Source organism: Halalkalibacter suaedae, assembly GCF_017939705.1.
Classification (GTDB): Bacteria; Bacillota; Bacilli; order Bacillales; family Bacillaceae_D; genus Halalkalibacter; species Halalkalibacter suaedae.
Genome location: NZ_JAGKSQ010000006.1, coordinates 185,059 through 197,695 on the forward strand (window position 1 = coordinate 185,059; position 12,637 = coordinate 197,695).

The 12,637-nt window shown below is 38.1% G+C and carries 10 protein-coding genes; 2 read left to right on the top strand and 8 right to left on the bottom strand.

Annotated elements, in window-relative coordinates:
• The first annotated feature begins 146 nt into the window (after positions 1–146).
• Positions 147–2,360 carry a catalase/peroxidase HPI gene (gene katG, locus J7W16_RS15425; protein ID WP_210598286.1) on the top strand — a complete coding sequence of 738 codons (2,214 nt, stop codon included), beginning with the start codon at positions 147–149 and terminating at the stop codon, positions 2,358–2,360.
• 1,270 nt (positions 2,361–3,630) lie between these two features.
• On the opposite strand, the gene J7W16_RS15430 is transcribed toward katG, so the two are convergent.
• From J7W16_RS15430 to J7W16_RS15465, 8 genes are all read right to left on the bottom strand, one after another.
• Entirely contained in the window at positions 3,631–5,229 is a 1,599-nt protein-coding gene (locus J7W16_RS15430) for a xylulokinase (protein WP_210598288.1), read from the bottom strand.
• Between the two features lie 489 nt (positions 5,230–5,718).
• Positions 5,719–6,819 (bottom strand): ABC transporter permease, encoded by a 1,101-nt coding sequence (locus J7W16_RS15435; RefSeq protein WP_210598289.1) that lies wholly within the window; start codon positions 6,817–6,819, stop codon positions 5,719–5,721.
• Complete coding sequence (locus tag J7W16_RS15440; protein ID WP_210598291.1) at positions 6,816–7,736, bottom strand: ABC transporter ATP-binding protein; 921 nt, start codon at positions 7,734–7,736, stop codon at positions 6,816–6,818. Before J7W16_RS15440 ends, J7W16_RS15435 begins: the two co-directional genes overlap by 4 nt.
• A gap of 156 nt (positions 7,737–7,892) precedes the next feature.
• Positions 7,893–8,309 carry a DUF6526 family protein gene (locus J7W16_RS15445; RefSeq protein WP_210598294.1) on the bottom strand — a complete coding sequence of 139 codons (417 nt, stop codon included), beginning with the start codon at positions 8,307–8,309 and terminating at the stop codon, positions 7,893–7,895.
• Positions 8,310–9,611: 1,302 nt separating this feature from the next.
• Positions 9,612–9,866, bottom strand: a complete 255-nt coding sequence (locus J7W16_RS15450; RefSeq protein ID WP_346726940.1) for a YuzF family protein — start codon at positions 9,864–9,866, stop codon at positions 9,612–9,614.
• Between the two features lie 200 nt (positions 9,867–10,066).
• The gene (locus J7W16_RS15455; protein WP_210598295.1) at positions 10,067–10,267 is read right to left on the bottom strand and encodes a DUF4083 domain-containing protein; all 201 of its coding nucleotides are present in this window, start codon (positions 10,265–10,267) and stop codon (positions 10,067–10,069) included.
• A 54-nt stretch (positions 10,268–10,321) separates the two neighbouring features.
• Positions 10,322–10,531: a hypothetical protein gene (locus J7W16_RS15460; protein WP_210598297.1), complete on the bottom strand. Its 210-nt coding sequence runs from the start codon at positions 10,529–10,531 to the stop codon at positions 10,322–10,324.
• 203 nt (positions 10,532–10,734) lie between these two features.
• Positions 10,735–11,298: a DUF7010 family protein gene (locus J7W16_RS15465; RefSeq protein ID WP_210598299.1), complete on the bottom strand. Its 564-nt coding sequence runs from the start codon at positions 11,296–11,298 to the stop codon at positions 10,735–10,737.
• Positions 11,299–11,609: 311 nt separating this feature from the next.
• Here J7W16_RS15465 and J7W16_RS15470 point away from each other — a divergent pair, with 311 nt between their 5' ends.
• Positions 11,610–12,566: an arsenic resistance protein gene (locus J7W16_RS15470; RefSeq protein WP_210598301.1), complete on the top strand. Its 957-nt coding sequence runs from the start codon at positions 11,610–11,612 to the stop codon at positions 12,564–12,566.
• The last annotated feature ends 71 nt before the right edge of the window (positions 12,567–12,637 follow it).

Genomic DNA, 12,637 nt, shown 5'->3' on the forward strand with positions numbered 1-12,637 from the left:
TAAGATATTATTCTTTCTTTTTAAGGTATATTTGTTTATAATGATTACATCAGGATAATTATTATAAACTAGATTGTGATTTTCCTAATCTAGGAACATAGTAATTATTAATTACTTAATTTAAATGAGAAAAAGGAGAATAACTTATGCATACAAATAACACAGGTAACATTGAAAACTGTCCAGTAATGGGAAGTATGACTAGTAGCAAATCAAATGGTACGACTAATAGAGACTGGTGGCCAAATCAGCTAAACCTAAATATCCTTCATCAGCATGACAGAAAATCAAATCCTCTAGGCGATGATTTCAATTATGTAGAGGAATTTAGTAAGTTAGACTATGATGCTCTTAAAAAGGATCTTCATGATCTTATGACAGATACCCAAGATTGGTGGCCAGCAGATTACGGACATTATGGTCCGATGTTCATCCGTATGGCTTGGCACTCTGCTGGTACATACCGTACAGGAGACGGCCGCGGGGGTTCTTCAAGTGGTTCACAACGTTTTGCTCCACTTAACAGCTGGGCTGATAATGCAAATATTGATAAAGCACGTCGTCTACTATGGCCAATTAAACAAAAGTACGGCAACAAGATCTCTTGGGCTGACTTACTAGTCCTTACTGGTAATGTTGCAATTGAATCAATGGGCGGTAAGACTTTCGGTTTCGGTGGTGGACGTGAAGACGTTTGGCATCCAGAGGAAGATATCTATTGGGGTTCTGAAAAAGAAATGCTAGGCGATAACCGTTACAGTGGAGATCGTGAGCTTGAAAATCCACTTGCTGCCGTTCAAATGGGACTTATCTATGTTAACCCAGAAGGACCTAATGGTAATCCAGATCCAATTGCAAGTGGTCGTGACATCCGCGATACGTTCGGACGTATGGGTATGAACGATGAGGAAACAGTTGCACTAGTTGCTGGTGGGCATACATTTGGTAAAGCTCACGGTGCTGGCGAAGCTACTCTTGTTGGTCCAGAACCAGAAGCTGCTCCTATTGAAGCACAAGGCTTAGGATGGATCAGTACGCACGTTTCAGGTAAAGGTCGTGACACAATTACAAGTGGGATTGAAGGTGCATGGACTGCTAATCCAATTCAATGGGATAATGGTTTCTTCGAGCTACTATTCGGTTATGAGTGGGAACTAACAAAGAGTCCTGCTGGTGCACATCAATGGACACCTGTAGACGTTGATGATGAGCATCTTGCTCCAGATGCAGAAGATCCATCTGTTCGAGTTAAAACAATCATGACGACAGCTGATATGGCTCTTCGTATGGATCCAATCTATGAAAAGATTTCACGTCGCTTCTATGAGAATCCAGAAGAATTTGCAGATGCATTTGCTCGTGCATGGTTCAAATTACTACACCGTGACATGGGACCTGTAACACGTTACCTAGGACCAGAAGTTCCAACTGAAGAGCTTATCTGGCAAGATCCTATTCCAACTGTTGATTATGAATTAACATCTGAAGAAATTGAAGGTCTTAAAGCTACAATCTTGGACTCTGGACTTACAATTAGTGAGCTAGTTACAACAGCTTGGGCTTCTGCTAGTACGTACCGTGATTCAGATAAGCGCGGTGGTGCGAATGGTGCTCGTATCCGTCTTGCACCTCAGAAGGACTGGGAAGTAAACCAACCAGAACAACTTGCAAAAGTTCTTTCAGTACTAGAAGGCATTCAAAGTCAATTTGAAAAAGAAATTAGCCTTGCTGATTTGATTGTTCTAGGTGGTACTGCTGCAGTTGAAAGAGCTGCACAAGAAGCAGGCTTTGATGTAACTGTTCCATTTGCTCAAGGACGCGGAGATGCAACACAAGAGCAAACAGATGTAGATGGTTTAGAAGTACTTGAGCCATTCGCTGATGGCTTCCGTAACTATCAAAAAGCAGATTATACTCTAAGCCCAGAAGAATTATTAGTAGACAAAGCACATCTACTTGGGCTTACTGCACCTGAAATGACTGTACTTGTTGGTGGAATGCGTGTCCTTGGTACGAACTTTGGTGGTACAAAGCATGGCGTAATCACTGAACGTGTCGGTGCCCTTACTAACGACTTCTTTGTTAACCTACTTGATATCGGAGTAGAGTGGAAGCCAGTTGATGGTCGCGTATACGAAGGACGTGATCGCAAAACAGGTGAAGTTGTTCGTACAGCAACTCGAGTAGACCTAGTATTCGGTTCAAACTCAGTTCTTCGTGCAATTGCAGAAGTGTATGCACAAGACGATAGCAAAGGTAAGTTTGTAAATGACTTTATCTCTGCATGGGTTAAAGTAATGAACGCAGATCGCTTTGATCTTACAGCTGATGTGAAGAGACCACAATTAGCAAAGAACTAATATAATAGAAACCCCACCGTCAATTTATAACGGTGGGGTTTTTGCATTTCGGCCAGATCTAATATATTAATGAGATTTTGATCCAATTTTCCGTAGTTATGAGCCACATTTCTCCTTTTATGAGCGGGATCGCCGTCCTTATGAGCCAGATCCTCACATTTATGAGCGGCAACCACTTGGCTGGCTTTTCATTCAATAAAAGCTCTTCTACATAGAGAAATTTAATCAAAAATCCAGCCAATGTGGAAGCTTTTTCAAAGATGAGGTGACTTTCCAGCTTAGGTTCAGCTGAGAATTGAGTGTTGGGTGAAGATTATGATCCAGTTCTCCATACTTATGAGCCGCATTTCTCCTTTTATGAGCGGGATCACCGTACTTATGAGCCAGATCCTCACTTTTATGAGCGGCAACCATTTGGCTGGCTTTTCATTCAATAAAAGCTCTTTTAAATAGAGCCGTTTAATCAAAAATCCAGCCAATGTGACAGCTTTTTCAAAGGTGAGGTGCTTCTAAGCTTAGGTTCAGCTGAGAATTGAGTGTTGGGTGAAGATTATGAGCCAATTCTCCATACTTATGAGCCGCATTTCTCCTCTTATGAGCGGGATCGCCTTACTTATGAGCCAGATCCACACATTTATGAGCGGCAACCATTTGGCTGGCTTTTCATTCAATAAAAGCTCTTCTACATAGAGAAATTTAATCAAAAATCCAGCCAATGTGGAAGCTTTTTCAAAGATGAGGTGACTTTCCAGCTTAGGTTCAGCTGAGAATTGAGTGTTGGCTGAAGATTATGATCCAGTTCTCCATACTTATGAGCCGCATTTCTCCTTTTATGAGCGGGATCGCCGTCCTTATGAGCCAGATCCTCACATTTATGAGCGGCAACCATTTGGCTGGCTTTTCATTCAATAAAAGCTCTTCTACATAGAGAAATTTAATCAAAAATCCAGCCAATGTGGAAGCTTTTTCAAGGATGAGGTGACTTTCCAGCTTAGGTTCAGCTGAGAATTGAGTGTTGGGTGAAGATTATGATCCAGTTCTCCATACTTATGAGCCGCATTTCTCCTTTTATGAGCGGGATCGCCGTCCTTATGAGCCAGATCCTCACATTTATGAGCGGCAACCACTTGGCTGGCTTTTCATTCAATAAAATCCCCTCATCCACCGATAGCTGATTAAAACACTTAAATAGTAGATATAAAAAAACCGGAAAGAACACTAGGTTCTTTCCGGTTTACTTCCTAATAAGAAGTTGTAAAATAACTTGCTACTATTTAAGACTATTCACTGCTGCTCTTTCAATCTCAAGACCAGCTTTATAACGCTCCATGAATTGTTCAAAACCAGTTACATCTTCAGCCTCTGGAGAAACTGTCTTCACAGATTGGCCTGCAAACACACTCTCATTCAAATAGTCCTCTAATGTTTCATTTTCTTTTTTATTAATCATGTATGATCCAAGCAGAGCAATTCCCCAAGCTCCACCTTCTCCTGCTGTTTCCATTACCGAGACAGGTACATTAAAGGCAGCAGCTAAGATTCTCTGTCCAACACCTTCAGTTTTAAACAGTCCGCCATGCCCTAACACTTCATCAAGTTCTACTTTTTCTTCTTTGAATAAAATATCCATTCCTATTTTCATCGCACCAAATGCTGTGAATAAATGAACACGCATGAAATTAGCTAGGTTGAAATTACTTCCAGACGATCGTACAAACAATGGACGACCTTCTTCAAAATGAGTCATATGCTCACCAGAAAGATAGCCATATGATAATAGACCACCACCGTCGGCATCTCCTTGAAGAGCCGAATTAAATAACGTTTCATACAATTTATTCTTATCGATGTCCAGGCCGATTGCTTTTGAAAATTCATCAAACAATCCTACCCATGCATTCAAGTCAGAAGAACAGTTATTCGAGTGAGCCATCGCTACAAGATTACCTGTTGGTGTTGTGACTAGATCGATTTCAGGATGTACCTTCGATAGATCCTTTTCAACTACAACCATCGCAAATGCAGACGTCCCTGCAGATACATTCCCAGTACGTTTAGCAATACTATTCGTTGCGACCATACCCGTACCCGCGTCACCTTCTGGCGGACAAAGTGGAATACCAGCCTTCAACTCGCCACTTACATCAAGCAGCCTTGCCCCTTCTTCTGTTAATTCACCAGCATTTTCACCTGCTACTAACACATTTGGTAGAATATCTTCTAGCTTCCAAGGCAGATTTTGTGTTTCAATTGATTGATTAAATTGCTTAATCATCGTTTCATTAAAGCTCTTCGTATCCAAATCTATCGGAAACACACCAGAAGCCTCACCAACTCCTAATACTTTCTTTCCTGTCAGCTTCCAATGAACATAACCAGCTAATGTAGTCTGAAAGTGAATGTCGCTAATATGCTCTTCCTTATTCAGAATAGCTTGATAAAGGTGAGCAATACTCCATCTTTGAGGAATATTGTAATTAAATAACTTTGTTAATTCAGTAGAAGCTTGTTCGGTAATGTTATTACGCCAAGTTCGGAAAGGCACCAAAAGCTCTCCGTCTTTATCAAAAGCCATATAACCATGCATCATTGCACTAAAACCAATAGCACCTACTGTTTGTAGAGTGACGCCATACTGCTCTTTCACATCTGCAGACAATTTTTGATAGCTATCTTGTAAACCCTTCCAAATATCTTCTAAACTATATGTCCAGACATTATCGACAAAGCTATTTTCCCAATCATGGCTACCAGAAGCGATCGGTTCATTGTTCTCACCAATAAGAACAGCTTTAATTCGAGTTGATCCAAGTTCAATCCCTAATACTGTCTTGCCACTTTCAATGGTGCTTTTCACATCAAGACTCATTTAAATTTCCTCCAAGTAAGTAATAGTTTTTTAACTTTATAAAGTAAATAATTACGAATGACTAAATCAAATCTTGGTTGCTACGTTTTAGCGACTTTGTTCAAACATTTATAATGATACCATCATTATAAAAGAACTGAATTAATAATACAATCAAAAATGTACGTACAACTAATTTTATCATGCTTGCTTTTTCTATATAAAAACGTACGAATATGTTTTTTCATTAGATGAAAGGATCCTCATTCCGCCATCTTCGAATATACGCTTATTTTCACGTGTTCTAGGATCTCTGTTCCGCTATTCGCCCGTTTGACTCCACTATTAGGTTAGGTTTATATAATTAACGGAATCAAAAATCCGTTTTAGACCTTTAGGCTATCTTTATAGCATTTTAGCGGAACGAGGATCCCCCTAATGATTTATCTAACAAAAAAGGCAACTGCTCTAGTTCAACAGTCACCCCCTTTACTGAAATTCTTCAAATATCTATTCCCATCTAAACGTACGACTCGCAATAAAAAAGGCGACGATCGTCCACCCACCAAGGATAAGGATCTCAACCCAAAGTCCAGTTATCGGTGTACCCACATTCATCGTTTCCCGAAGAGCCGTACTTAAGTGAGCAATAGGTAAAATGTTGACAATCGGCTGGAGAAAATCGGGCATGTTGCTAATAGGGAAAAAGACACCACCAAGGAAGAGCATCGGGAAGGTCGCAAAGCCTGCGATCGGCCCAGCACTCTCTGGATTTTTGGCGACACCCGCGATAATGAAACCAAGTGCCATAAATGCCAATGTCCCTAATATGACAAAACCAATTAACACGAGCCATGAACCACTTACGTTCACTCCAAAGATCAAGCTAGCAACGACCAATACGAGTAATGCCTGCAACCCATTTAGGACAAGCCTTGCGGAGATCTGAGCTGCAATGAATGTTGAGGCTTTTAATCTAGTTCCTTGCATTCTTCGCAAAATACCCCGCTCACGCCAAGCCGAAATCTGTCCAGCAACGCCATTCATATTGTTACTCATAATCATCATCGCCACAATTCCTGGTACTAGAAAGTCAATATAGCCAAGATCAAGAGCACGGATCCCTTTTGATTCAATTTCAACAATTGGCGTGTAGTTTGTCACTTGCTTACTCCATTCATCAATCGTCGCATTCACAACGGTAAGGCCGAGCTCTGAAGCTGACATATTTGTTTCATTATAATAAACAGGTAAGGAATAAGAAGGCTCATCTTCTGTGATAGCAGAGACCGAATCCCCATAGCCTTTAGGAAGCTCCATCACAATTTGGGTATCGCCTTTTTCTAAACGGTCTAATGCTGTTGCTAAATCATTAGATTCATTTACAACCAACGCCTCATTTTCTTTCAAAAGCGAGACGATTTCCTCGGAGGTATCCGTATCATCATGATCAACAACCGTAATTGAAATCGAGACACCACCTCCATTGCCAACAAATGTGCCTAGTGCGACCATTAAAATAAGCGGAAAGAGTAATGTGAAAAAGAGTACTTGGCGGTTTCGTGAAAAGATGCGAAGTTGTGCTAATGTTAGTTGCCAGTATGCTTTCATTCTCGTAAACTCCTTCCTGTCATATGGATAAATACATCCTCTAATGTCGCCGTTCTCGTCTGCAGATCCTCAAGATTAATGTTTTGATGTGAAGCCTGCTGAATCAAATCCGTTAGTGTCAACTGAATTGAATCAGTGTATAAAACGTATCGCTCGTTTCGATTGCTTACTTGCTTTACACCTTGTAATGAATGTAGGAAAGCAGGATCCGCGTTATCTAATAATGAGAATTCAACAGCACTATCTGATTGAAGACTTTTCACTAATTTTGCCGGTGAGTCGAGAGCGATCAACTGACCCTGATCCATGATCGCAATTCGATCACAGAGTACATGGGCTTCATCCATATAATGCGTCGAGAGAACAACCGTCTTCCCCCTTGCCTTTAGGCTCTCAATAATATCCCACAATGTTCTTCGTGCTTGAGGATCCAACCCTGTAGTAGGTTCATCAAGAAAGACAATTTTCGGATCATGAATGATTGCAAGCGCAATCGCTAATCGCTGCTTTTGGCCGCCAGATAAGAATTTGATTCTCGCCTTTTTCTTTTCCGTTAACAACACATCATCTATTAAATCCGCGATTGAAACATGGCTAGGGTAGAAGCTCGCATACATCTCCATAATTTCTTGAACGGTTAACAATTCGAAAAGGGAGGTCGATTGAAGCTGAACACCTATCACTTCTTTGACATTTCCTATCTGCTTACGAATATCAAAGCCGGCAAGACGAGCTGTGCCTTCATCAGGCTTCCGAAGACCGACGAGCATTTCAATCGTTGTTGTTTTCCCTGCACCATTAGGCCCTAGCAAACCAAAAACCTCGCCAGCTTTCACGTTGAATCTCACATCATTGACAGCGGTGTGTTTATCATATCTCTTGACTAATCCATCAACCTCGATCATATCCTCTTTCATTCTACTCACACCTTTCCTTACTAAAAAAAAGGGTTTGTCCTATGACAAACCCCGCAGCAAGGACGGAGCACTACATCTTTTAAAAACCATGAAAGGAAAGAGTTTCTCCTATCAAGGTAAGTAGCGAACCGAGCCATTGCCAACTTCTATTTTTCATTATACGCGATGGTAATCCGCACGCCAATTTTCTACCAATTGCTTAATTTGATTCGGTGTCAAACTCTCACTCACTGCTTTGTCAACTAAACGAGGCAACTCTTCATCACTAGCAAATCGCAATGCAATTAGCTGCTTCATAGATACGCGATTGTCTAGACGCTTCCCAGTTAACACAAAATAACGAAAGTTCTCTTCAGAACGAATTAGGCGATCCTGAAGCTTTAACGCATAAAGTCTTACTTTTGCAACAATAAATAAGAACAAGAAGGCTCCTATAACCGATAGTAAACTAGCTAGTGAAAATCCACCGACAAGTTGAATAATACTAAGAATCACAGTAAGTAGTGCAAGTGGTGTCAATACATAATGAAAAAGCGGGTCAATCATAGCATGTTTATTGTAATTTTGTTCCATCTCATACACCTGCCCCTTTTAAAAAGTTTGAGTTAATCATCGCGAGTCTCAGCAACCCTTCTCAATCGTACCATATAGTATATTTAATGCCATTCACCTTATAACTATATGTACAAAAAATATCTATTCTATCGCGATTTCAAGTAGGGCGTTACTGAAAAAGAAAAACCTCATCCTTATTGGACATGTATAATGCTAGAAACGATTCACCCTTTTACTAATCTTGAACGTATTTTCCTTGAAAATAACTCAATGATTAATATTAGAAGACTAACTAACCCTATTTGAATGGACCACTTGATCCCATTTATAATCACGCTTCGCTCAAAATTCATGGAGCATTTTCTCCAGCTCCACCATGCCCTTAAAGTCTCACCTAGAAAAGAACGGAATCTGATCTGATGTCTCGAAATCAAAATCAGATGTGGATTTTGGATTTCTCTTTCATTCTGTTCTTGTTGTTGTTGTTCTTCTTCTTCTTTTTCTTCTTCTTTTTCTTCTTCTTTTTCTTCTTCTTTTTCTTCTTATTGTCCACGTATCGTTCATTTTTGAGCAGAGCAAAGCAAACCGTTCAAAATTCATCGATTAGAGACTGTTTCTTTACAATATATTCGAAAAATATGGTTCCTCAATAGTTAGTAATGGAGACCTACGTCCTTTTAGCTCTAAGAGAAACATATTTTGTATCAATTTCTTTCATTACTCCCCAATCGTTCGAGCACCCTATTTGAATCACTCAAAAATTAGCCATCAAGTCATCATCCTCTCAAGATTTTATGTAGTTCTCAAAAAAGATTACTTGCGGACATTGGTTCCGTTAAACAAGGAGAAAAACGAAAAATCGTGCAGTAACGGACATTTAATCCGTTATTCAGTGCTATAACTGTAATTTTTTTAAGATTTATATGAAATAACGGAACATATGTCCGTAAGCATGTTAAAGAAGGGGAATTATCGAGGTTTAAGGGATCATATGTCCGTAAAGAGTTCTACAACACTCAATACAGGAAAACAACGGTTCCGTTCATTGCTTAAAGACCTCTGAAAAAGGGAAATACATACCTTTCCTAGCTCAAAACCTTAAAATCATCAAAGGATTTTTAATGGCTTAGCCTATAAAATTTTAGGAAAAGATCGATCGATGTTCATTTCTACAGTCAAGGAAAAAAGCAATCCCCGCTTCATAGAGGATTGCTCTTAATAGCTGCAAAAGTAGCTACTGTACTATCTTAGATCTCGGTATCTAAAAGGCTTATCAACTCATAACTGCCTATACTTATTATATTCTTACTATTTTCGGTTTTAGGACTCTGGCATAACCCAAATAATTTCACTTATGCGAACAAAGAATGTCGAATCATATTCTTGAATCACAACATGATCAGGTTTAACATCCCTAATCATCCCATTTACTGGCCCACGTGAAGTATCAATAACCACTCTTTTTCCAATAATGCTACGAAGAGTTGCATATACATAAGGCTCTACTAACATAACTTGCATAGGTGAATCAGGTGCTTGTGAATACATCATTCCATTTGGATGCATATTGTTCATTTCCTCTCTTAGTAAGTACTATTTTTACATTTTCATTTTATTACTTACTAGCTTGACTCGTGCCTATCCTTAGAAATTTTTTCGTTAGGAATGAATTTATAAAGTATGTGAACCATACCACTTCTTACAATAAACACTATCGTAAAATAAACAAATCAGAATCGCCTTTTAATAATCCAAGCTCCTACTCAGTTTGAGAGTCATCTCTTATCCTTTTCTAGTATCTCTATTATTTTATCTAATTTCTTTTCAACCTCATTCATATCACTGGCTTTTTCTTTTGAATTTAATAGCAATCTCCTTATAAAAAGAGTAAAAGAAATGACAAATAAAACGATAAGTCCTAAGAACACAAATTGGAAAATAACACCTAGGATATTTACTTGTTCAAACAACATCATTCCCCTCTTTCACGTTGTTTTAAGTAAAAATACGCATTAAAATAACTATATAATTTAAGAACAACAAGCTACCACATCAAACAAATCCTCCTCACTAATCCAAATTTCACCTTCTCTTATTTCATACTTGATATTCGCTTGATCTAAACGCTGTAGTTGATTATCTGTTTTATCTGTCCAATATGTATCAATTTCTCCTGAACTACAAGCAGATAATGTAATGAGTGTAACTATTGCAAACGTCATAACTACTAATTTTTTCATTTCACCCTTCCTCCGATCACTATTACCTTAAAAGACAATTCATTCTCGAACAAACCAGCATCAATAGTTCATTACTAGCTTTTACTACAAGGAAATCAAGAAATGCAAAGCCATTATTCTTGATGAATTTCAATCTTTCCTCCCCTTTAGCTACTACTCAGCTATTCCACCTAAACGTTCTCTATAGATGAAGAAGAAGGATGCTAACTTAGTATCATCTTTCCTTTTTCGGCTTTTAATGCATTTTCTTTCATTAACCACACGCTAGTGATGAAATAAACACCTGACATGACAAAGGGAAAAATGGAAAATAAGTATTCAGTTAGCACAAATCCAAAAATTGTGGCAATAGAGATAATCGCTACTGTCTGAAAGATAAATGCTTTACTCTTATAAACCCATGCAAATGGAAAAAAATGTGCTCCTGTTAAAATCCCTACAAAAAACGGAAGCATTTGTGGTTCATCAACAAAGATCACCATCAAAATAGGAGTAAAAAACAGTTGCATAGCGCCAAGCATTCCTGAAAGAACTGACAACGGGTTATCTTTTGCAACCATATCAATTTTCATCATTTTTGAAAGAAGTATGCCAAGTGGAAAAATAATTGATATTCCGATAAATAGTAATAGTCCGTGCATTTTAATGTGCATCTCAAAGAAACTTAACAGTCCGACAATAAGCCAAAAAAACATCCCAACAATAATCATGGGTAAACCTCTTTTTGTCTTGTTGATTAAATCATTTTGCATTTCCAAAAATCCCATCTAAATCTCCTCCTAAACTTTTGCCCACAACCAATTTTAACATTAATTTCCTTTTTTTTAGCAAAAAAAAACACCCTTTATTTTATTTAGGAATGCTAGCCAATGATTACAATTCAAAACAATTATTAGTCGACTTTGTATATACGAATATTAATTAAAGCAGCTACATATCCTCTGTAGCACAAAGAATATTTAATATGCTAATTCTAATCAAACTCACCCGTTACTTAATCATGCAAAACTTCATTACAGGCAAATATGGTAAGATTATAGGTGCTGAAAGATATTATAGGTAGGTTGTGACACGCATAATGGGTATCATCGAGAAGCTATATACTGTTATTATTTTCGGAGCTGTAATTATTGGAATAAGTATAGGTCAGTTAAATCTGGTACAAGAAAATGCAGAAAGCTTTATTTTGCCTCTATTAGTAGCTATGTTATATATTACTTTCTTACAAATACCTGTTGAAGAAATTAAGACAGCTTTTCAAAACATCAAGTTTACATACACTTCGGTGATCATTAACTTTGCATGGACGCCTGTGTTAGCGTGGCTACTTGCTTCACTTTTTTTAGTTGATAATCCCGCAATATACATCGGGTTCATCATGCTAATGGTTACACCATGTACGGATTGGTATCTAATTTTTACAGGGATTGCGAAAGGTAATGTGGCACTTTCAACAGCTATCCTGCCTTTAAATTTAATCTTACAAGTCGTTTTATTACCTATTTACCTGCTTATTTTTGGCGGAACAACGGGAGTTATCGAGCTTTCTTTTCTTGTTGAAAGTATTTTAATTGTTTTATTTATACCGTTAATTTTAGCTCTTCTAACAAAATGTTTACTAAGAAACAAGCAACAACTAAGAGACCGTCTTATATCAAATCTTAGCGTGTTACCTATCATTTTTCTAAGCCTTGCAATAGTTGCTATGTTTGCTTCACAGGGACAACTACTATTTGATAATTTAGATGTAATGTGGCAAATTACCATACCTATTTCTTTATTTTTTATAATAAACTTCTTCGTTGCTCAAAAGATTGGACAGTTTATGAAGTTCCCAAACTCCGACAGAATAAGTTTAAGTTTAACTACTTTAGCGAGAAATTCGCCAATTGCTTTAGCTATTGCTATGACTGCATTTCCAGAACAACCTTTAATAGCTTTAACATTAGTAATAGGCCCATTATTGGAATTACCAATTTTAGCAGTCATCACTCAACTTTTATTATTTCTTTCTAAAGGTAAAAGGATTTATTAGTAATGGAAAAAGGATGGGACAAAAGTGATTTAACAAATAGAAAATCCGAATAATAATAGTTGGCGGAAGTA

Bases quoted from the DNA above. Each gene is read 5' to 3' on its own strand.
- katG (WP_210598286.1), top strand. From the start codon at position 147: ATGCATACAAATAACACAGGTAACATTGAAAACTGTCCAGTAATGGGA.
- J7W16_RS15445 (WP_210598294.1), bottom strand. From the start codon at position 8,309: ATGGAACAAAATTACAATAAACATGCTATGATTGACCCGCTTTTTCAT.
- J7W16_RS15430 (WP_210598288.1), bottom strand. From the start codon at position 5,229: ATGAGTCTTGATGTGAAAAGCACCATTGAAAGTGGCAAGACAGTATTA.
- J7W16_RS15450 (WP_346726940.1), bottom strand. From the start codon at position 9,866: ATGAACAATATGCATCCAAATGGAATGATGTATTCACAAGCACCTGAT.
- J7W16_RS15455 (WP_210598295.1), bottom strand. From the start codon at position 10,267: ATGATGTTGTTTGAACAAGTAAATATCCTAGGTGTTATTTTCCAATTT.
- J7W16_RS15470 (WP_210598301.1), top strand. From the start codon at position 11,610: ATGGGTATCATCGAGAAGCTATATACTGTTATTATTTTCGGAGCTGTA.
- J7W16_RS15440 (WP_210598291.1), bottom strand. From the start codon at position 7,736: ATGAAAGAGGATATGATCGAGGTTGATGGATTAGTCAAGAGATATGAT.
- J7W16_RS15465 (WP_210598299.1), bottom strand. From the start codon at position 11,298: ATGGGATTTTTGGAAATGCAAAATGATTTAATCAACAAGACAAAAAGA.
- J7W16_RS15435 (WP_210598289.1), bottom strand. From the start codon at position 6,819: ATGAAAGCATACTGGCAACTAACATTAGCACAACTTCGCATCTTTTCA.
- J7W16_RS15460 (WP_210598297.1), bottom strand. From the start codon at position 10,531: ATGAAAAAATTAGTAGTTATGACGTTTGCAATAGTTACACTCATTACA.